Genomic DNA, 20954 nt, shown 5'->3' with positions numbered 1-20954 from the left:
GGCAGCGCTACTGCGCCTCGTCCACATGTATCGCCGAAGATCGGACTCGCAACCGAGGAGGAGACTTTCCACGACCAACCCAATCACGTCACCGAGACCGACGCGCCGGATTTGTCCGCCAGATCGACGCCGACATCGAGTCGGGGGGCAATAGCGCGCCCTTCTACCGATCGGAGCGCGGCCACGACATTCGTTCCTAGTAAAATTTGCATTGCAAATTCTACGAGTGCTTTTGACGGCTTGGCTGGACTAAGAGATCTCTCGGGACAATCGAGCGGCCGACCGTGACGATTGCCGAAACTGAGCAGCAAAGCCTTCACCGCCGCGGCGACGTAGGCATCTGCGAAAATTCATAGGTTCGCAATGCGTCGCGTTATATGGAACGTATCCCTGTTCGTCGTCGTCGGGCTCAGCATGATCCTGCTTGGCTATCCCCTAGCCGTGACGGAACAGCACGGCGCAAATCCCACGGCATGGCCGACGGACGCCATCGATCCCGGTCGCTGGATCGGTTATGTCGAGTCGTTCAAGCTGCCGGATCTGCTTCGCCCCTACTGGTTGATGTCGCGGGGACAGTCGCCAGAATTCGCCGGTGGCGGACAAATCGAGCTCGGCATTGTGCTCGCCGCGTTCCTCGTCATCACGGTGCTGTTGTTCCGGATCAAGAGGTTTGAGCTCAAGCGCGACCCTAGCGGCATCCATGGCGCGGCGCGATGGGCGACGCAAGCCGAAATCGGCCAAATGAAAACTGGATTGGAACTAGGCGTCGATAAGACTACCGGCCGCGCCGTTCGCGTCTCGATCGAGGGAAATCTCCTGACCATTGCGCCCCCGAGAAAGGGCAAAACGTCCGGCCTGTTGATCCCGAACCTGGCCTATCCCGAACTGAGAGCCTGGCTTGGGCCGGCCGTGGTGATTGATCCCAAGGGAGATGCCTACCGTGCCGTTGCCGGTCGGCGGCGCCAACTGGGTCGAACTGTCCGGTGCCTGGACCCTCTGGGGTTGGTCGACGGTACCGATAGCTGGAACCCTCTCGAACATGTCGCAGCCAATGACATTCTCTACCTGCAGCACACTGCCCGAATGCTGTTGCCCGAGCCGATCGGCAACGGCGACGGGGTCGCCACCTATTTCAACAATCGCGCGGTCGATCTGATCGTCGGCGCCATGCTCGTCGCGCTACATTCCTCCAAACGCGATATCCCGGAAGTCTGGCGGCTACTCAATAACGAGGAAGACCTGATCAAGGGCCTGGCGCTCCATGACACGGAGCCAGCAGCCCGGGCCGCGTTGAAGATCCTGGAAAGCGATCCTAAAGCGCGGGACACGATCGCATCGACGGCCGCGCAGGCGTTTGCATGGCTGAACGACGAACGCCCCGCCAGGATGGTCAGCACCAGCTCGTTCGACTTGCGAGACCTCACCCGAGGCGATGTCGACCTCTTCGTGGCGGTGCCGTCCCGCGACAATCTGACCCTAGCGCCATTTCTACGCTGGTTGTTGGGCGATGTCTTCGACACCGTGCGCGAATACCATCCTGCGGAACGTATGGTCATCTTCATCGACGAGGCGAACACGCTCGGGCATTTCGATGCCATCCTGAAAGCAACCGGCGAGCTTCCCGGCCATGGCGCCAGCCTCTGGACCATCTGGCAAGACCGCGCGCAAATGGTGACGACCTATGGAGAATCGGGGGCGCGCACGTTATTAAGCACCGCTGACATCGTCACGCTGTTTGACGTCCCTGCGACGGACCCCGATGAGAGCGACCGGTGGTCGCGTGCACTCGGCAGCTTCTCCGCCCTCGTCGAGACGCAGTCCACAGGATCGGGTAGGGGAACCGCGTCAACGTCGACCGCCTCGCAAGAGACGCGCCTGATGACGAAGGAGGAATTGACGACGCTTCACAGCAGGGAGCTGATTGTGTTCCCCAACAGCCCATTCTACACGCGCCATCCCTTTCGCCTCAGAAAGACCGCCGCTCACACCGACGTCCGGTTTGAGAAGCTGATTGTCAAGGTACCGCCGGTCGCGCGAATCTAGGCGGGTGCGCAGAAGCTTAGCTAAACCTTCGCGCGCAAGATCGCGAAATTGGTCGGGTCTTCGCACCCGACTATAGCGGCGATCGATGGCGTCGTCGATTTAACGCGTCGCCTGCCAGCAGCTTGAGCGGTTCATGTGGAAGATAAGCCGAGGTGCGCTTGTCTCCTAACGGCGGCACAACATCGCTCGCTGTCCAGGACAACAGGATAAGTGCGATCTGCCACAATGTAGTAGTCCGAAGCCGTAAACTTGAGAGGCTATACGGTTGACTGGCTTCTATCGCACGGGAAGCGAGGGTCTTCCCCTCGCTCCCCGCGAGTTCCGGCTGACGCCCGGTCGGGGCCGCGTCCTCGCACGGCGATCCCACGGCGACCAATATCACCGAACAACGGATCGCCCCGCTCAGCTGTGCAGCCCAGCCCGGCGCGCCGAAACTCGCCCCCTCACTCCCGCGCGCTCACGCGCCCCCGGAAGGCACGCCGAAGCCGTGCCTTCGGCAGTGCAAGGAGTGACACCATGACTACAAAAGCGAAATCGAAGACGAATAACAGTGCGGAGATTTTCGTACCGTTAAACAAGCTGAAAAAATCCCCGAAGCATGCGCGGAAAGTGCTGCATACCGAGGCGGCCATCGCGGCGCTCGCGGCCAGCATCGCGTACAAGGGGATGCTGCAGAATCTCGTCGTGGAGCCGGAGGTCGATGACGCCGGCGCCGCGACGGGGTTCTATCTGGTGACCATCGGCGAGGGGCGACGATTGGCCCAATTGTTGCGCGTGCAGCGCAAGGAGATCAAGAAGTCTGAACCGATGCGCTGCACGGTCGATCTCGCCAACGATCCGACCGAGATCAGCTTGGATGAGAACGTCACCCGCTCGGATTTGCACCCGGCCGACCAATACGAGGTGTTCCGGTATCTCGCCGAGGAGAAGGGGCGTGGCGTCGAGGACATCGCAGCCCGCTTCGGTGTCACGGCGCATGTCGTGCGCCAGCGGCTGCGGCTGGCCGCCGTGTCGCCCAACCTGATCCAGACTTACCGCGATGGCGGGTTGACGCTGGATCAATTGATCGCGTTTTCGATCGTTGGGGATCACGAACGCCAAGAGGCTGCGTTCGAACGGCTGGCCCCCAATCCCGAGCCCTACATGATCCGCCGGATTCTGCTGGAAGCAAAGGTTCCGGCCCGCGACCGGCGAGCGCGCTTCGTTGGATTGGAGGCGTATGAAGCCGCAGGCGGAAGCATCCTTCGCGATCTCTTTTCGGAGAGCCAGGACGGCTTTCTCGAAGACGTGGCGCTGCTGGACCGCTTGACCAAGGAGAAGCTCGACAGCATCGCCGCCCGGCTCTGCGAGCAGGAGGGCTGGAAATGGGCAGAAGTCCATCTCGACTTCCCCCATGCGCATGGACTGCGGCGGCTTTATCCGTCGCCCGTCGATTTCTCGCCCGAAGATGCCGCCGCCTATGAGGCGGCACAGTCGGCCTTCAACGCGCTCACGGAGCAATATGATGATGCGGAAGAGTTGCCTGATGATATCGATGCGCGCTTTGGCGAGCTTGAGGCGGAGATCGAGCGGCTCGACGCCAAGCGCGAAGCCTACGGAGCCGATGTCAAGGTGTGCTCGGGGGCATTCGTCGTGCTCAACCACGATGGAACCGCCCGTATCGAACGCGGCTTCGTTCGCCGCGATGATGAGAAATTGTTGAATGCCGAGCAGGCAGATGGCTCCCCCGTCACCGACAGCGCTGCCCGTGTTGAAGGGGCATCTACCGGTGACGAAGGGATGGAGAGCGAGGGGAACGGCGGTAAGTCCCTTTCCGACGTGCTGGCGCGTGATCTGACGGCGCATCGGACCCTCGGCCTTCGGCTCGCGCTCGGCGAACAGCCGCATGTCGCGCTGCTTGCGGCGGTTCACGCGCTCGTCGCTCGGACATTCTATCGGCAGGAGGTTTCATGTCTTGATATTCGACCGGTTGCCGCTTCGCTCGCTGCCCATGCGGAAGGCATCGATGACATCGATGCCGCCCGGGCGCTGGCGGATCGCCACGGTCGATGGGCCAGCCAGCTTCCACACGCCCCGTCCGACCTCTGGTGTTTTATCGCTGAACTCGACCACGATAGCCGAATGGCGCTGTTCGCACACTGCGTGGCTCTCACGGTGTTTGCGGTCAGGGCACCTTGGGAACAGAGGCCGCTCGCGTGGGCAACAGCGGACACAGTCGCGTCGGTGCTCGAACTCGACATGAACCGCTACTGGAAACCCACCGTGCGGTCATACTTGGGGCGGGTGTCCAAGGAGAACATCCTTGCCGCCGTTCGCGAAGCGGCGGGGCCGGACGCGGCTGAGCGCATCGCGGGCATGAAGAAGGTGGCCATGGCAGAAGCTGCCGAGGAGCTGCTTGGGGGCACCGGCTGGCTGCCACGGCTCATGACGCAATCGGCGCCGCAAGCGGATGACGCACTGGTTCATCGAACCAATACCACCGACGAGGCACCGGAGACGCTGGTCGCCGCAGAATAGCACGGCCAAGTCCAGCTGGAGATCGCCTCTGCGATCTCCGGCTTGCGCTCGATACAAGTTCGTCGAGCATCGATCAGGATGATGAATCCCTCACCCTCGATGCATTCCCCGTTGGGTCACGTCTTGGCGATGTGATCAATACAGCGAAGCTGGGCGCATCGAATTCGGCGACTCGTGCGCATTTGCCTCTCCGTGTTTGACGACACGGAATCGCGGCGGTCCAGCCACGCCGTCCTGCGCATCGCAATATTCGACAGCTACTGTCTCTGCTGGGGCCGTCGCCAATAGCCATCGACTGCAATTGGTGCAAGCTTTGGCTCGTCGGGTACATCGGCGAACGCGATCTCGCGAACTCTGTCGACACTTCCACGCCGCGCCACTCCACCGCAGCGAGCGGTCTGGCGGCGGACTCTGTCGTTTTCGTCCGGTCTGGTTGGCCTTGAAAGGGGTCAGCATCAAATCCCTTGCGTCAGACATTTCGCCGGGTGAACGCATCCGTCGCGATTCGCCGTCCGTTTGCGAGACCGGGCACGCAGGTGTTGGGCCTCCGACGATGGACGGTATCGCCGAGAGTTAAAGGGCCTTTGGCCCCGATCGCTTCCCGCAACGGCTGGTCGGGCTATTTTCCCCGCCGCTACGCGTCTCCTCGCGCAAGCCAAAATAGCCCTCCCGTTCGCCGTCCTCCGCTGCGCTCCAGCCTCCGGTGCAGGTCGATCGCCTCCCGGCGCAAGCACCGCCATCGAGGCCGCAATCACGCGAGCCCGACAGCAAACGGAGAGACGATCATGGCGACAATCGGAACGTTCACCAAGAGCGACGCTGGCTTCATCGGCGCGGTCAAGACGCTGACCCTCAACGTCAAGGCCAAATTCATTCCGGCCGAGAAAGAAAGCGACAAGGCGCCCGACTTCCGAATCCTCGCAGGCGCGGTGGAGTTCGGCGCCGCGTGGAAGAAGACCGCGCAGAACGGACGCGAATATCTCTCGGTCCGCCTTGATGACCCGAGCTTCGCTGCCCCGATCTTCGCCAATCTCATCGAAGGCGAAGAGGCGAACCACCAGTTGATCTGGTCGCGTCGCAGCGCCGACTGAGCAGCCGCCGGCGCGGCCGAATTCGGCCGCGCCGGTCCTCATCATCCCGACATCGCAGAGCTAGGTCAATGAGCAAGAGCCTCAATACGAACCCGCGCGCGGACTTCTACCAGCGCGTTACCGACAAGATCATCCGCGACCTTGAACAGGGCAAGCGCAGTTGGATTAAGCCTTGGACTACATCGTCAGAGCACGCTGCCGCAGCCCGACCGTTGCGCCACGACGGCACGCCGTATCGAGGCGTCAATGTCCTCATCCTGTGGTCCGAAGCGATCGAACGTGGCTACACGTCAGCGACGTGGATGACCTATCAACAGGCCCAAGCATTGGGCGCTCAAGTCCGCAAGGGCGAGCATGGCACGACCGTCGTCTATGCCAAGACGATCGAGCGAGCCGAGGATGATCCTGACACCGGCAAAGAGACCGTCGAACGCATTTCGCTGCTGCGCGCCTACACGGTCTTCAACACGGAGCAGATCGATGGCCTTCCCAATCAGCCTGCGCCGCAGCCGGCGGTCATTGAACCGATCTCATCGAGAATCGACAGGGCTGACGCCTTCATTACTGCTACCAACGCTACGATCGTCCACAAGGGCAATCGCGCCTGCTATGTTCCGTCCGCGGACCGCATCGAAATGCCACCCTATCGGCAGTTCATCGATACGCCAACGTCGAGTGCGGCCGAAGGGTACTACGCGACCCTCCTTCACGAACTGATCCACTGGACATCGCCAAAGCATCGCTGCGACCGGGATATTGGCAAGCGCTTCGGTGACAATGCTTACGCGCGAGAAGAGCTCGTCGCCGAGATCGGCGCGGCGTTCCTCTGCGCCGACCTTGGCATCGCGCTGGAGCCGAGGCCCGACCATGCGGCCTACCTTGTGAGCTGGCTCTCCCTGCTCAAGTCGGACAAGCGCGCGATCTTCGCGGCGGCTGCTCTGGCGCAGAAGACCTTCGACTGGCTCGCCGCGAAGAGCCATCCCGACTGAGGGAGGAGGCTCGACTTCTTCGTATCGTTGCGAAAACAAGGCCGAGAGTGCAGCATGATATTATTCGTGGAACAATTGCCTACATTCGCGAGGATCTCGATCCCCGTTTGCGAACCGGCCGCTATTCTATCTGGTTCGAGAACTTGCCGAGATGCTCGAACGACAGTCGGATATCTCACCGATCACAACGCCGGCGAGAAGCCGCGAATTGCCTGTAAACCGCGACGCTTGCCAGACATTGATCCCGTAGGATAACGGGAATCTCTTCCACGCTCACCTCGAGTTGCGCTAAGCTAACAACCGGAGCGGGAGGTGGGTGACGTGTCCGGAGAGATCGTACAGCGTATCGACGGAGGGCGGACATCAATGGTGTCCCGGTTGCGCCGTATCGAGGAGTGGCGAAGGGCCAGGTTTCAACGTCTGCTCGAAAGGCCACGAAGCCGGGAGGAGGCCATTCGCGCCGCGCGGCTCTATCTCGACGTTGGTGCACGCCGCATGGCCGCTAAGCGCGGCTTGCTCGATGGCATGCGACCCTCGCAGTAGACGGCGCAGCTGATCTGTGAGGCTGCCATGCGCCCAGTGGCGCGATGGTGCCAGAGGAGGGGCACCGAGAAAAAATAGACGAAGGGCAGATGCGCCTTCGGAAGCATCGACACGTAAGGGAATATGCTTTCACATCCGGATCGCCACACAATAGAAAGTCGCCGCAAACAGACGCCTGCGATAGCGGCGGCGCGAGCGTATGCGTTCGGTTCGCAGATCATCTGACGAGCTGAACGACCGACGCCGGCACGTCAAATTCCTGGTAACCGGTCATCGGCATCCAGATCCGGATGATCGCGTGGTCTCCATACGAGCGGATGAGCCACCAGATTTTGCCCGGGCTCATCATTCCATTAACCAGCCTGCCGTCCGGATATTGAACGGTGACCTCGACCGGTTGCGTGACCGTCGCCTCACGCGGCGTGTGCAACCATACGACGACCGCATAGACCGCTGCCATCACGAGGATTGCAATCGAGGCCGGCGACATCAGAGTTGCCATGCTTAAACGACGAAGCGATCGGCTCATGCTCACCGAGACCTGCTTGCGCGGTCTCGGTCTGGTCTCGACCCGCAACGAGCGTGTCAATGCGAGAGCGTCCGCCGGGGTCAGGGACCGATCGGCGAGATGGTCAAACCTCTCTTGTGGGGCCAACGCCAGCAAGGCCGACAGCCGCTTCTTGCTGAAGCGTTCTGCCGCGCCGATTGATGCCGCCAATGCCGCCTCAGCCTTCGCATAGTTCTGCTTCAAGTTCTCCGTGAGCATCGCCATGGCGGCCTCCCCACCAGCCATTCGGCGGCCGGCCGCACCGCCCGCATAGCCTCCAAGCGGAACTTGGCAAGGTCCCGCTGGATTCGGATGGCCGGACCAATCCCGTGCGCCTCACGCAGTTTTCTCGGGTTGAGCCGGTCTACGATCGCAAGTCCGCCGGACTGCAGATAATCTTGCGCCCCCTCTTCGAGGAACTGGGCGTCCAGCGTGACGACGGTCGCATCGCCCACATTGGTCTGGAGCCAATTCGGGTCGATGTTGCCGTGCAAGCGGTTCTCGACCACGAAGCGGGCCTTGGTCCAAGACCTTGAGAGGTCAAGCAACTTCGGCGTCTCGCTCATGGCGCCGGGCTCATTGGTCACCACTACGCAGACCGCGAATTCAGCAGCGAGCTCAGGCGCAACATCGGCCAGCATCGTGAACAACGAAACCGAGGTGTTGGCGCCGACGTCGACGATGGTCGGCAGCGTCGCCTGCGACAACACGTCGAGGACGGCGTCGAACTCCGCGCGGGCGGCCCGCCCGCCGGTCCGCTCGATCGCCTCGCGGTCGGCACGCATCTGGAAGAAGCTGACTCGGTCCTTAAGTTCAAGAAGCCGATGGCTGGCGTCGATCTCGATGATAGGAGCGCCTTCCACCGCTTCGGCCAGGGCGCGGACGATCGTGGTCTTGCCGACTCCGCCCTTTTCCTGGCTGCTGAACAGAATACGCGGCATACGCTAGTCTTTCTCTGTCATCCGTTGAACGCGCTCAAGAGCCAGACGGCGGATTTCATCTTCGCTCTGAGGCGGCCGGCTCTCGACCGCACGCGTTTTTGGCCCAAGATCGGGTGACACAGATAGACTCCGACTTTGCATTGCAAGTTTTTCTGAGCCCCAGACCGTTGCTCTCTTGGCTCGTTTCGCAGCGCGCTTCTCGTTCTGCTGTTCGATCTGACGAACGAGGGCCGTCAACCGATTGGTCGTGATGGGGGTACGATCTCTGCCCTGGATGATACCCTGAGCTGCCAGGGCCGCCGCGATCACGGACCACTGCACCCCGTCAGCGCGCAACTTGTAGATCTCCGGAAGAGCAGCCCTGATCGCCCTCGTCGTTCCGGTCGTTTGCCGGCCGGATCGCGACCTCGATTGTTCGGTCTGCAATCTTGAAGCGTCGGCACGGAGACGTTTGAGATCCAAGGTCATGCAGTAGACCTAGGCGTTCAGTACCGTACTAGCCAGAACTAGAGTTGCTAGTGATTACCAGCAAGTTTACTCTTAAAATACTAGTCAAGTTTTGGGCACACCTGTGCATCTAGCGATTGGTGATAGGAATAAAATCTTACTCCGGCGCAGCGCGACTATAGAACTCGCTCCGAACGAGACAAAACCGAATTTCGGTTCGGCTGCCGATTAACGCGCTGTCAGACAAAGAAAATCTAGCGCGCCATGCAGAATAAAACCGCCAAAAAAATGTAGGTTGGCGAAATCGGCGCGCCTCGGCTCAAGATGTCTCAGCTGCACGGATACTGAACGACGGAGGAAACGCGCGGAAACAGATGGTAGCTCTCGGCGATCGGGACCGTCCCGCTAAACGTATAGCCAAGGTTGGGCGTGTATTGAAACGTGACCTCACCGAGTACCAACGATATGTTGGCGGGCGAGGGAGTGCCGAGGGCCGAGGGCCGACGGCAAAGTCAAGACAGAACCCCACCTAGAACGCCGGCCATCCCGCCGTCCAGGGTCGAAGTGCCGCTTCCGGTCAACAACGCCCCATGTCGAGAGTTAGTACTTAAACTCCGGCATGGTCTTCAATTGATCCTTGGTGGCGTTATACACAGCGTGATCGGGATACCAACGCGTGCTGGCGCTGGTTGTAGTAGTTGTCGTGGTGGTAGTTGCGGCACCGGTGGTGGTTCGCGTGGTGCCGTCCGGAGCGGAAGTAGCTGCAGGAGCATTCGTCGGTGCGGATGTTGTTGAGGCAGTTGTCGAGGTCACCGGCTGGTCAACCCACTTCAGCTTATCGAAGGCGACCGCCACGTAGTGCTCGCCCAAGCCGAGAACGCCGCCCACACCCAGAATGACATTGGCCACCTTGCCTGACCTATCCAAAATCACGTCGTGGATGTTGCCGATCTTCTCGTTTGCGTCATTGTACACATCGACGCCGGCGAGCTTGGACGCTCGCCATTCACCCTCCTTGTGCGTGGTAGCACTGGTAGTCGAAGCCACTTGGTTTGCGGCTGTTTGCGCCGCCGCCGCGCCGGTCATCAACGCGGTAGCCAGGAATGCTATTGCGAGACATTTGGAAATCATGATGTTCCTCCATTGTTTTGGGAACAATATTGCGACGTGACTTTGGTTCCTGCGACGGAACAGTAAATCATCTACTCGCGGCAAGGTCTTCCGAGAAGCGGCTGACGCCAACGCTCAGACATTGCTCGCCACTCGCCAGTTCCTAAGCGAACAAGGGATCCCGATTTTCTCGGTTGAGATGTCAGACTGTGACCGATCAAAAACGCTTACCGAAGACGACGTCCGCCGAATTCGGCGGCGATCGCTCGCGTTTACCCGGCAATCTGCGCCTGAGTGCGGTGATCATCAGAGCAGCGGATTATTCACCGGCGCCACTACGTGCTTCGTAAGCCGGTGCCGCGTCGGCAGCCGATGCTCGACCGTTACATCGGAGTGGCAGTGAACCGCTTGCAACTGCTGATGTGGCCCCTCTGGGTGCCTGCGCACAGCTTGCGCGCGTTCATGTCCTCGATCATGCGCTGGCGAAGCGGACTGCTAGTATCGGTCATAGACGGCTCCTATCTGGGATGAGGTGGATCACACCTCGATCTTCAAGACAGGGCGCCACGCCTGCCACCGACGATCTCTCCTCCGGAGACAGTGCTCGCGGTTAGACCGCCCGCCTCAGCGGATTATCGCGCAGCGATTTAGTGCATTGGCACCTTTGAGGCCTGCGACGAGATCGATCGTCGATCACGTCAGCCGTCTCTACGTTTTCCAGCAGGTCGGCCAACATCCTTTGCTCATTGCCGAAGGTCTCGCGCTCAACGGCATCTATGCGGATTGGTGGCAGCAGCTTTGGCTGATTGGCTCCGTGGTGGCCGTACTCGGCGGTTTCTCGATCACCCTGATGTTCTATTTGCTTGCCGCCGTCAAACGGCGGGCTGCGGCGGAAGACCAATTGGCGCGTCTCGCCCGCACCGACGCGCTGACCAGCCTCGCCAACCGTCGCCATCTCGATGATACGCTGGACATCGAATGGCGTCGCGGCATGCGTGTGAAGGCGCCGGTCTCCCTGTTGATGATCGATGTCGATCACTTCAAGGCCTATAACGACACGTACGGGCACCAGGCCGGCGATGCGGTGCTTGCTACCGTGGGGCGGTGCATCGCGACGAGCGCCAAGCGCGTATCCGACCTTGGCGCGCGCTATGGCGGTGAAGAATTTTCCGTGTTGCTGCCCAGCGTCGGCAAGACCGGGGCGCTGGAGGTTGCTGAACAGTTGCGCGCGATGCTGGCGACCGCGCGCGAGTCCCAGCCCGAGTTGCCGACCGTGAGTATCGGATTGGCCAGTCTCGTCCCTGGCGACGAGCGCACGTCACGCGACCTCATCAGAGCCGCGGACCTCGCCCTCTACGACGCCAAGCGCGAGGGCCGCGATCGCGTCGTCGTCAGCCCGGTCGGATGGGACAAAGCAAGCAAACGACGCGTGGCTTGAACGCGACGGCGTCGCCGTCGGACACGGTTCCAGTGATTGTTGCAGCGTCCCTTTGTTGGGCATCGACTGGTTGTTGGGGATCGGTTTGTCGAGTGCACCATCGCCTCCCGGTTCACTAAATCTTCAGGAGGTGTTCAAAAGGGAACAGCGGGAAGATTCCAGAAGCCCAAGCTGGCATCACCACCGCGCGTCTCTCGGCATCGGTGATGAGAACGCCATCATGCGCTCCCGCCTTCTGCAAACAGAGGAGCCGCGGCATGCAGCGACGCCGTTACCAGCCCCAAGCCGAACCTCTATGCAACCGCCTTGTCGATGAGGCGGAGCGACTTCGCAAGCAAGCGAGGGGGACTCCGCCAGGTATTGAGCGTGAGAGGTTGATCCGGAGAGCGCGGCAGATTGAGACTGCCTCTCACATCAGCGAGTGGCTGGCCTCGCCCGGCCTGAAGGCTCCGACCTAAATGCGGACCTCATTCAGCGACAACTACACCTTGGGTAAGTTCAACCCGCCTTCCTACGCGAACTGGCTCGCCGAACTTCGCAGCCTGTTTCCTGTCCCGGATGAATTCCTTCTAGCGGATGCGATCTTCAGTTTCGCAAACGCATTCAAGGAAGGAAAGACGCCGCAACAGGCGTACGAGGTCTTCGATGTTTTCGTCAGCGCGGAGGCTTGCACTTGAACGACAAACAGCGGTCTTTCTCATTTATAGATGAGATGCCGGTCAGAACGAGGCGCGGGTGCGAATCGAGGGCCCAGCCGTTTTCCTCGACATGAACGCACTTGGGGCAGTCGAACGTGCGGCCACGCCTGGGCCACGAGGGAATCCTGTTTCCCCCTGCAGAAGGATGCCCTCTAGCCGGTCAAATCCTCTTGCTACGTAAGTCGCGGCTTCATTTCGGCGTTGGAACACCTATAATGCGGGGCGCGCTCGTTCATCGGAGCAAAGGAGGCTCCTATGGGGAAGCCAGCCAACAACGAGTTCGATCCCAAAGTCTTTCTCGCCAAGGTGGGGTCCGGCAAAACGATCTTGAATCTGGAGAAGAATCAACGCGTCTTCCAGCAGGGAGACGTGGCGGATACGGTTTTTTACATTCAAAGAGGTAGGGTCAAGCTCACTGTCCTATCCGAGCAAGGCAAGGAAGCAGTCGTCGGGATTCTAGAACCGGGCCAGTTCTTCGGCGAGGGCTGCCTCAATGGCCATCCATTGCGCATCGCGACCACAACCGCGATGGAAGAATGCGTGATCACCTCCATCACCAAAGAAGCGATGATCGCCACCCTTCATACCGAGCCGAAATTCTCCGAACTGTTCATGGCGTATCTTTTGACCCGGAACAGCCGAGTTGAAGAGGATTTGATCGATCAGCTTTTCAATTCGAGCGAGAAGCGACTCGCCCGCCTTCTCCTTCTGCTCGCGCACTTCGGAAAGGAAGGTATACCTCAGCCAATTCTATTGGATATCAGCCAGGAAACGCTGGCTGAGATGATCGGAACGACCCGATCCCGGGTGAGCTACTTCATGAACAAATTCCGCAAACTTGGGCTCATCAGCTACAACGGAAAGATAGAGGTTCATAATTCGCTGTTGAATGCCGTCTTGCATGAAAAGCCCGAGATAGAGCGGGATGATTCAACAAGCAAAGGCTAACGAGCCCGGTGCTCGATGAGCGATCTATCAATAAGCATGTGCTCTCGGAATGTCCCTCTCGGCAACAAAGAAGCCCCGCTAGTTAGTGGGGCTTTCTCTAATTGGCGTCCGACTTTGCCGATGTCTCTCCGAACCTAAACTGGTGGGTCCGGTGGTTGTTTTAGATACCAGGCTGCCGATAGTCGAGCGCGGTCAATCCATAGATAGCCCGCTCGCATAGTTTGTTGACGTCCCGCTCGCCGCTCTCGGCAGCCTGCAAAATTCCCCGGGCAATGATTTCGCGATCTACCTCCAGCTGACCGATATTCTGAAGCGTTTGACATGCCAGGTCGTATGCCTGATTTCCGCTTTTCATTGCGCGATCGTTGTGTGTTCGCATGATGGCCTCGGAGCTCAGGCGCGCCGCAATCGCTCACGAGAAAGCGAAAACAATGAATGAGGGAATGCAAATAGGACAACGCGTTTGCAGTATGCGAACAAAGCCATGATCCGGAGCCGTTTCCGCAAGCTGCAATTTGCCGGCCTGACGGTTGCGAAAGGTGGTCAATTTTATACAGAACCACATCTCATAAGGGGTGCTCTTGCTGAAGGTATCGCCCATTGAGCGACCTCACTGCGTTTGCGCCAATCGGAACATTCGTCGTAGCAAGGCATTGGCTCCAGAGTTTCTCATTCATAGGAGCACGCAATGATTAAGTACGTAGTAGCAGTAGCCGCCGTGGTGGGTATTTGCAGTGCAATTCCTGCTGGAGCGGACGAAGTCGGAATCGGTGTAGGTCCTCATGGCGTGACGGTGGGTGAAGGTCATGGTGACCGTGATCGCGATCGTGACCGTGGACACTTTCGGGATCGTGACCGCCGAGATCGTGACGAAACGGTTATCATTAGGAAGGACCGTGACCACGACAGAGACAGAGACCACGACCGTCGTCCGGTCGTTATCGACCGCGATTGACCAATAATTGCGAAACACAAGCGGCCTTCCTTCGGGGAGGCCGCTTGTGTGTTGTCGTGGAGCACAATTTCAGTACTCGGGCGTCCTGGTCTGTCACCGACCCCGCGATGATCACGTCCTCGCCGTGCTTCCAGTTAACCGGGCTTGCAACCTTGTGCTCGGCCTTGAAAATCTGTCGACGCTGCTTGCCCGCACTGGAGATGATCGAGCTAAGCTGCCAATTTCCCCTCGTGGCACGTTTGAGACAAGCCGACCGCATCGAGCGATGTCCGATTTCGAGCAAAGCGGAAACCGTATGCTCGTACTGAGTTCTTCGCGGGTTGGAAACATTCCCGAAGTTAAGGCTATTTGCCAAAGGTCCACGTCGCACCAACGACTTGCCTATCGGGCTGGCTTGTAGGCCTTGGCGACCGCGTCCGCCTTCTTCATAGCCGTTACTGCGGCTCCCGTCATTAGAACGGTCGTCTTGGCGGACTTGACGGCGCTGCCTGCGGCAATGGCCGGCGCGATGGCGGCTATGCTCTCTCATTGTTCGGGACATCGGCGACGAGTGTCTGCAGCAAAACCGAACGAAGCTACCGTCGGGGCGCCAGGCTTGGGTGAGGCCGCCTGCTGAGGCGGCCTCCAATCCAAATCGTTAATGGGGCAGTCGTCTCAATAACTACTTCTTGCCGTGCTCCTCCATGTGAGACTTGGCAGCTTCGTCCGAGTGATGTCTAGCGTGAAGCGCATGCCCCCTCGCGGTGTGTGCATGATGGGCCGCTTTTTCATGGTGTCCGCCCTCATGATGCTTAGCGGCCTCGCCGTGGTGACGCGCGGCGTGTGTATGATGCTCTGCCGACTGCTTGTGGTGCTCGGCTGCTTTCTTGGACATAGCGGTGTTTCCTCTGTTTGGTGAGCCCGTCTCCGACGGGTAACACCGGAACGCCCGCATCGGAGAAATCGTTCCTGATGACAATCACCTTTGCCGCTAAAGCGGAGTAAACTCGTCACCTTCGGCGTGGAGAAGGTAAAGTTGATGGGTCGGCGCAGCGGCGCTGGGTACAGGCTCCAAGTTAAACAACCTTAGCCAAGTTACAGAAAAAATCTGAGCGACCGCCGGAACGCTGCATTGGTCACGTCTAGCAGTGACGGAGAGTTTGCATGCCAACGCAAGGGGGGCAGCACATCATCGAAGGCCGTCACTGATACTTGTTTGGCGCCGGAGAAGTAAACCGCATGATGTGGCGGCATCGTCACTCATCGTCCGGATGACAAATGGGCCTAGTCTTTAGTACGTCGAACCGTACCGGGATCTTTGCCTGTTTCGACTGAGCCCGCCATGTGCCGGGCCGGATCGACCGCGGGCTTGTCCAGAGAAAACCCGGTTAAGCATTTCTCGGCGCATTAGTTTGGAGGTCGCTCTAAATCGTTGAAAGTGAGCAATATTGACCAGCGAGTCTCGATCCGAAGCGTCATGCTCGATTATCTGCCGGTGACTGAGAGTTCTGCAACGCTCCCGCCTGATCCGAGACGAAGCACTCCTGGCGTCGGGCGATTGTCATTTTAAAATCTGGGCGTTTCCCGGAAATGCTAATAGGAGACGAGTGGATGCGCATCGCGCAGATAGCTCCGCTCACGGAGGCTGTACCGCCTAAGCTTTATGGCGGCACTGAGCGAGTGGTGCACTGGCTCACGGAGGAACTGGTCGCACTTGGACACGATGTAACGCTGTTCGCAAGCGGCGATTCCAACACTTCCGCAAAACTGGACGCAACGTGGCCGAAAGCCCTGCGCCTCGATGGATCAGTACGCGATCCCAACGCTTTGCACATGATGATGCTGGAGCGGGTGCGACAGAAATGCGACGATGAAGAGTTTGATGTTCTGCACTTTCATTTAGACTATTATCCGTTCTCGCTGTTCTCCCGGCAGCCGACACCATTCCTGACCACGTTGCACGGCCGGCTCGATCTGCCCGAACTTCAGCCAGTTTTCACGACGTTCTCATCGGTTCCGGTGATCTCGATTTCAACCGCACAGCGGCGCCCCGTGCCGCAGGCAAGCTGGATCCGCACAATCCACCACGGAGTCCCGGAAAAGCTGCTGACGCCGCGATCCATCTCACCGAGCTATCTCGCGGTGCTCGGTCGCATCGCGCCGGAAAAAGGCGTCGACCAAGCCATCAAGATAGCCATACGATGCGGTATTCCCCTGAAGATCGCCGCCAAGGTCGATCGCGGCGATCAGGAGTATTACGACGAAATCATTCTGCCGCTGCTGCGCCACTCGCTGGTCGAATATATCGGCGAGATCGGCGATCACGAAAAATCGGATTTTCTCAGTGGTGCAACCGCCCTGTTGTTGCCGATCGATTGGCCGGAGCCCTTCGGTCTTGTGATGATCGAGGCCATGGCTTGCGGCACGCCCGTGATCGCGTACAACCGCGGTTCTGTCGCTGAAATCATCGATGAAGGCCTGACCGGATTCGTCGTCGATGATGAGATCGGCGCTGTCGCGGCAGTCGGCCGCCTTGCACAGCTTGATCGCAGCGCGGTCCGAAAGCGGTTCGAGGCACGTTTCACCGCGCGCCGCATGGCGCTTGACTATCTTGCGGCGTATCGCACCCTGATGCATGCGGCTGAGCCGCGCATCAAGCTGGTGAGCAGCGCCGAGTAGCACGTGCTGCTTGTTCACTGCACTTGCATTTCACGATAACGGGCCACGATCCTGGATGGTCACGGCAATGCCGTTCACGGCAACCCTTCTCGGACATCGCGGGCCGGGACCAGGCGAGTGATTTGCATGTCCCTCGCCGACATCGACACGCAAGGCCTAGCAAGCTGCCGCCGAGCCATCAACAGATTTACTGACCCCGGACGCCCCCAATCATCAACGGCGGCGGGCGACGGCAACTCCTAACAGGAATGCGATTAGCAGCGAACCGAGAGGCGCCTCGCGCGCGATGTTGCTCAAGATGCTCAACGGCATCCCTGGCTTTCGACCCGCTTGTATCGCGCCGCTAACCCGGTGGACCGTCCCGTTCACAGCTTCGGAGATTTCCGCGATAGTGGATTTCGGCTCTGGAACGGGATCCGAGTCTTTGTGGGCGAAGGGGGCCAGCGGGGTGTCATCACTCACGACCTAATCTCCAAGCCAATCAATCAAAATACGCGAACTGTTCCGATAGGACCGCCTTAGCCGTTATCGCCCGCGCTGTAGCGGGCGGCGCGGCGGGCGCGTCAGCAATAGCGCCAACGCAAAGCCGATCCCGCCCGCGATCAACATCGAAGCGAGCGGATTGTCCTGCACCCTCTTCGCAATCGCTTGCGAGCCGTGATGGAAAGTATCGCCGCGGTTCTCAAAAGCGTCTTTGGCGTAGTTGACGGTGGCATCCGTAGCTTCGCGCGCTGCATCCTTGGCCTGGCCGTAGAGATTCTGCGCAGCGCTTGTCGTCTCGCGGACGCGGCGTGCCGTCTCGGTCTCTGCGTTGCCGGCAATGTCGCCTACGGGGCCCTCGAGCTTACCGGCGAAATTCTTCGCCGAACCGACAATTTGATCGTTCTCCATGGCACACTCCCTAGGGTGACGTCCCGGCGAGCTAACCGACAAAGTCGACCCATGTTCCTGCGCGCAAAGTCAACCGGCTTGCAAATGTGGCGTGGTCTCAGGTTCTTGCCCTTCCACGCTCGCTGCTCGTCAGGCGCATTCGAGGTGATCGAATAACAGAAAAGTTTTGCGATGCATGGGTTCTCACCCCCAAACGGCTCTGCACCGGTCTGGGTCTTGAGAGCAGCCCCAGAATGGCTACGACCTACGTTGCAGCCGACCACATCCAACAGTGGGACGCTGCTCACTTTTGCTCATTGTCCTACTTTCAAATTGCGTTCCTGGCGGCATAGGACATGGGTGCTGGCTCGTTCTGACCACAGTGACCTAGTTCGAAAATAGCAAATGGTCCGTTCGAACGTGAGCAATTTTGAACAGACGATCGCAGTGCAGATCTGCTGTTTTAGTAATCACCGGGGGATTGCGCTGTCCGGATCTAATCCAACGCCACCAAGCACTATTGGGCTTGGTGGCGTTGCGCTTTCCCAGGCTAATTCGTTAACTTTCCGAAAGTTGAGCAAAATAGACCAGCGCCGCGATGGCAATGGTTCCATGGTCACTCTATCACCATCCCATCATGGCATCGATCGGTGACTGAGAGTTCTGTAACGCTCCCGCCCGAATTTAGGTGAGCATCGTGTCATCCTTAGCAGTCTTGTTCGACCCAAGCCGCATAGCAATTCAATCCCACACCTGTCCCAAATGTTTGGGTCCGATGATTCTGACGCACATTCGGCCCTCTCGGATCGGATCCGAGATGCGCACGTTTCAGGGCGTCAATTGCCATCATGTCGATAAGGTCGTCAGCGAGACTAAATCGATGAGGTGGATATCTTCCGGGCTGCGGGCGCCGGTCTAGAACCCCCGGCATGCTCCGCGCGCGATGGCCCCTGCGCGAGCATAGGAAGACGCTAAGAAGCGGACACGTGGCCTGCGGAACGGGATGCGAGCGAGTGGATTGGTCTATTCAAGGAAGCCAATCATGTCACAGGGAAATCGCGGCCCGAATACAGATGAGACAGCCGAACGGATACCTGCACGACCGCACGACTCCGGCAGCCAGGCCAACGAGACGGTTGATGGTCTGGACTCTACTACTGAAGCACTGCGGCACGCGGTAGAGGACACGCCCTCCGGCGCCACGCCGGCTGATGCCGAAAGTACGCCGGTGTTCGATCGAGCTGGTCTAGCGCCGAAAATCTGAGTGAGAACCGTAGCAACCAAAGGACGCCCTCCGCCGAAGCATTGACGGGAGAGACAAATGTCAAAGACGCCAAAGATTGAACACGAATACCACGCAGGCAAAGACGAGCTGAAGATATGGGTCCTCGGATACGCGCTCAAAAGCAAAAAGACGCGCGACGAGATCATGAAGACGCTTTGCGGTGAAGTTGAGCGGCACCCGGACCGCCTGATTAAGGAGGCCAAGGGGAAAGCCAAAAGAGGAAACACCAGTAAAAAAACCCGTGGATACCGGAGGGACGTCGAGCTTGCTGAGGTTGGTGATTGACGCCGTCGGCCGACGTTATCTTCTAGGCGAAATGGAACCCCGCCAAGTGTGATCTACAAAGATGACGACGACGCCATCGTAAAGGCAAACAAGCGCGCAAGGATCCGGAGCGGCACGTCTCATTGGAACGTCTTTTGCCGTCTGCCGCGCGTGCAAGTGGCACCGCGCTACAAGCCGCCTGCTTCCTCGATGGCAGCGCCCAAATCCAGGCTACCCGGCACTGGCAATCAATTGGGTCAGCGCTTCCTCCGCGTCGCGGTGGCCGCCGTCGCGTACGTCAAAACTACCGCAATCGAGCTGGCCTAGGGCACTGACCCACTAGCCCATAACCAAAGCCGGATTGATGCGAGTTTGAGGAAGGCCGGTCAGTTGGCCGCGAGTTGCTCACATTGGGTCGCCACGCGCGCCGGACTGTTCGGTCGAACTTCGATTACAATATGTTCAATGGGCGCGCATGATGATCGTGGCGCAGTGTCAGTGTTCGCGGCGTGTCGCCGGGGTTAGGACGGCAATCGATGATGCTACAAAGAACGCGAAAGAGTCAGTTCATCACCAATGACCGCGACTGCGACCCCAGTATCCGCCGCCACCTAACAAGAGGACTATCAAAACGACGATCAGGATCATTTCCATGGGAATTCTCCGTTGATAGCGATGGGCACTATTGCCGCGCATCAAGCATCAACGGCGCCTTCAACGTATTGTTCCCGATGAGCGTGCAACCCCCAGTTTACATTGCGGCCGTGTGAGCAATTTCGCTCACTCCTTACCTAAGGTCAAGCGCGCGATGTGATTCTGAAATAATCGCGCCCATCGTGGCGCCTGCGTTCGGAGAGCGGACCGACTATCTGACAGAGCGCGGCCACCAGGCCTTTGACGTCTGTTTGGCTCTATCGCCGTTCAATAGCGGAACGTCTCTTCGTGCAGGTTGTTGGCTTCTCACAACTGCAGAGGATAGATCCAATGACCAAGCTAAAACTTCTTGCCGCCGCTGCAGTGCTTTCAGCCGCGATGGTCGCACCAGCAATGGCACAGCAAGTGTATTACCGGGGCCACGACGGTTACCGCGACCGAGGACCTGTTGATGCCGCCGCCGGCATAGCCGGGTTCGCAGTCGGAACCGCCGCCGCTATTGCGACAGCGCCGTTCCGCGATTCATATGCCTACGATAGTGGTTACGCTTACGATAACGGGTATGCCAGGCGCAATGGGTTCGTTTGTCAGCCGGGAGCTTGGTTCCGTGGCGAAGACGATCGCCGACACCTCTGTCAGTAGGCGCCATCGCCGTAAGGGCGGCCCGAAGGGGTCGCCTTCCATATCAATCGTGACCACTCGCCGTGTTCAGGATGCCCAAACGCAAACCAGTGCCCACCCCCGGCCCGATGAGAATGCAACCCATCGAGAACGGCTCGACAATGCCGACACAAATGCTGCTGACGCCAACGGTCGGAGAGCGAAGGAAGACGCCGCAAGTGAAGAAAGAGCCGACAAGGATGGCGGCAATCCGCGCCGCGAAGGCGAGAATGACGCGACGGACTTCCTTGCAAAAACAGCGGGAAGCCCTGAAGGGCTGAGTAGCGCGCAACCGT

17 protein-coding genes and 1 pseudogene are annotated in these 20954 nt (G+C 59.3%); 10 read left to right on the top strand and 8 right to left on the bottom strand.

The window, feature by feature from the left end; genetic code table 11:
- Positions 1 to 414 precede the first annotated feature (414 nt).
- The 4 genes from ACOIX3_RS38080 to ACOIX3_RS38065 all read left to right on the top strand — a co-directional run bounded on the left by ACOIX3_RS38080 (position 415) and on the right by ACOIX3_RS38065 (position 6640).
- Positions 415 to 2043 (top strand): type IV secretory system conjugative DNA transfer family protein, encoded by a 1629-nt coding sequence (locus ACOIX3_RS38080; RefSeq protein ID WP_420967120.1) that lies wholly within the window; start codon positions 415 to 417, stop codon positions 2041 to 2043.
- A gap of 516 nt (positions 2044 to 2559) precedes the next feature.
- Entirely contained in the window at positions 2560 to 4560 is a 2001-nt protein-coding gene (locus tag ACOIX3_RS38075) for a ParB/RepB/Spo0J family partition protein (RefSeq protein ID WP_420967119.1), read from the top strand.
- A gap of 785 nt (positions 4561 to 5345) precedes the next feature.
- Complete coding sequence (locus ACOIX3_RS38070) at positions 5346 to 5651, top strand: DUF736 domain-containing protein (protein WP_420967118.1); 306 nt, start codon at positions 5346 to 5348, stop codon at positions 5649 to 5651.
- 68 nt (positions 5652 to 5719) lie between these two features.
- Positions 5720 to 6640, top strand: coding sequence for an ArdC family protein (locus ACOIX3_RS38065; protein ID WP_420967117.1), 921 nt, complete (start codon positions 5720 to 5722; stop codon positions 6638 to 6640).
- A 760-nt stretch (positions 6641 to 7400) separates the two neighbouring features.
- On the opposite strand, the gene ACOIX3_RS38060 is transcribed toward ACOIX3_RS38065, so the two are convergent.
- The 3 genes from ACOIX3_RS38060 to ACOIX3_RS38050 form a co-directional block, all read right to left on the bottom strand.
- Positions 7401 to 7955, bottom strand: coding sequence for a hypothetical protein (locus ACOIX3_RS38060; protein ID WP_420967116.1), 555 nt, complete (start codon positions 7953 to 7955; stop codon positions 7401 to 7403).
- Positions 7931 to 8671: a hypothetical protein gene (locus ACOIX3_RS38055; RefSeq protein ID WP_420967114.1), complete on the bottom strand. Its 741-nt coding sequence runs from the start codon at positions 8669 to 8671 to the stop codon at positions 7931 to 7933. Before ACOIX3_RS38055 ends, ACOIX3_RS38060 begins: the two co-directional genes overlap by 25 nt.
- A 1047-nt stretch (positions 8672 to 9718) precedes the next feature.
- A complete protein-coding gene (locus ACOIX3_RS38050; RefSeq protein WP_420967113.1) occupies positions 9719 to 10249 on the bottom strand; it encodes a PRC-barrel domain-containing protein in 531 nt (176 codons plus the stop codon).
- 643 nt (positions 10250 to 10892) lie between these two features.
- Between ACOIX3_RS38050 and ACOIX3_RS38045 the strand changes: the two genes are divergently transcribed.
- The 3 genes from ACOIX3_RS38045 to ACOIX3_RS38035 all read left to right on the top strand — a co-directional run bounded on the left by ACOIX3_RS38045 (position 10893) and on the right by ACOIX3_RS38035 (position 13312).
- The gene (locus ACOIX3_RS38045) at positions 10893 to 11666 is read left to right on the top strand and encodes a sensor domain-containing diguanylate cyclase (RefSeq protein ID WP_420967112.1); all 774 of its coding nucleotides are present in this window, start codon (positions 10893 to 10895) and stop codon (positions 11664 to 11666) included.
- Between the two features lie 458 nt (positions 11667 to 12124).
- Positions 12125 to 12343: a hypothetical protein gene (locus tag ACOIX3_RS38040; protein WP_420967111.1), complete on the top strand. Its 219-nt coding sequence runs from the start codon at positions 12125 to 12127 to the stop codon at positions 12341 to 12343.
- A gap of 276 nt (positions 12344 to 12619) precedes the next feature.
- Complete coding sequence (locus ACOIX3_RS38035) at positions 12620 to 13312, top strand: Crp/Fnr family transcriptional regulator (protein ID WP_420967109.1); 693 nt, start codon at positions 12620 to 12622, stop codon at positions 13310 to 13312.
- 160 nt (positions 13313 to 13472) lie between these two features.
- Here ACOIX3_RS38035 and ACOIX3_RS38030 read toward each other — a convergent pair whose 3' ends face one another.
- From ACOIX3_RS38030 to ACOIX3_RS38020, 3 genes and pseudogenes are all read right to left on the bottom strand, one after another.
- The gene (locus ACOIX3_RS38030; RefSeq protein WP_420967108.1) at positions 13473 to 13691 is read right to left on the bottom strand and encodes a hypothetical protein; all 219 of its coding nucleotides are present in this window, start codon (positions 13689 to 13691) and stop codon (positions 13473 to 13475) included.
- Positions 13692 to 13985: 294 nt separating this feature from the next.
- Positions 13986 to 14285, bottom strand: a complete 300-nt coding sequence (locus ACOIX3_RS38025; protein WP_420971980.1) for a hypothetical protein — start codon at positions 14283 to 14285, stop codon at positions 13986 to 13988.
- A pseudogene (locus tag ACOIX3_RS38020) lies at positions 14251 to 14430 on the bottom strand (hypothetical protein); the annotation flags it as partial. The gene ACOIX3_RS38025 and the pseudogene ACOIX3_RS38020, both read right to left, overlap by 35 nt.
- Positions 14431 to 15857: 1427 nt before the next feature.
- Between ACOIX3_RS38020 and ACOIX3_RS38015 the strand changes: the two are divergent.
- The gene (locus tag ACOIX3_RS38015; protein WP_420967107.1) at positions 15858 to 16925 is read left to right on the top strand and encodes a glycosyltransferase family 4 protein; all 1068 of its coding nucleotides are present in this window, start codon (positions 15858 to 15860) and stop codon (positions 16923 to 16925) included.
- A gap of 525 nt (positions 16926 to 17450) precedes the next feature.
- Here the strand turns inward: ACOIX3_RS38015 and ACOIX3_RS38010 are convergent.
- Positions 17451 to 17816 (bottom strand): hypothetical protein, encoded by a 366-nt coding sequence (locus ACOIX3_RS38010; protein ID WP_420967106.1) that lies wholly within the window; start codon positions 17814 to 17816, stop codon positions 17451 to 17453.
- Between the two features lie 1300 nt (positions 17817 to 19116).
- Here ACOIX3_RS38010 and ACOIX3_RS38005 point away from each other — a divergent pair.
- Together ACOIX3_RS38005 and ACOIX3_RS38000 are read left to right on the top strand one after the other, a co-directional pair.
- A complete protein-coding gene (locus ACOIX3_RS38005; protein WP_420967105.1) occupies positions 19117 to 19365 on the top strand; it encodes a hypothetical protein in 249 nt (82 codons plus the stop codon).
- 48 nt (positions 19366 to 19413) lie between these two features.
- Entirely contained in the window at positions 19414 to 19671 is a 258-nt protein-coding gene (locus ACOIX3_RS38000; RefSeq protein WP_420967104.1) for a hypothetical protein, read from the top strand.
- 243 nt (positions 19672 to 19914) lie between these two features.
- Here the strand turns inward: ACOIX3_RS38000 and ACOIX3_RS37995 are convergent, their stop codons facing one another.
- On the bottom strand, positions 19915 to 19992 hold the full coding sequence (locus tag ACOIX3_RS37995) for a DUF3309 family protein (protein ID WP_420971894.1): 78 nt from the start codon (positions 19990 to 19992) through the stop codon (positions 19915 to 19917).
- Between the last annotated feature and the right edge of the window lie 962 nt (positions 19993 to 20954).

The organism is Bradyrhizobium sp. B120 (assembly GCF_049075665.1).
Taxonomy (GTDB): Bacteria; Pseudomonadota; Alphaproteobacteria; order Rhizobiales; family Xanthobacteraceae; genus Bradyrhizobium.
The sequence above is the reverse complement of the archived record's forward strand: the minus strand, read 5'-3'. Positions and strand labels throughout refer to the sequence as shown.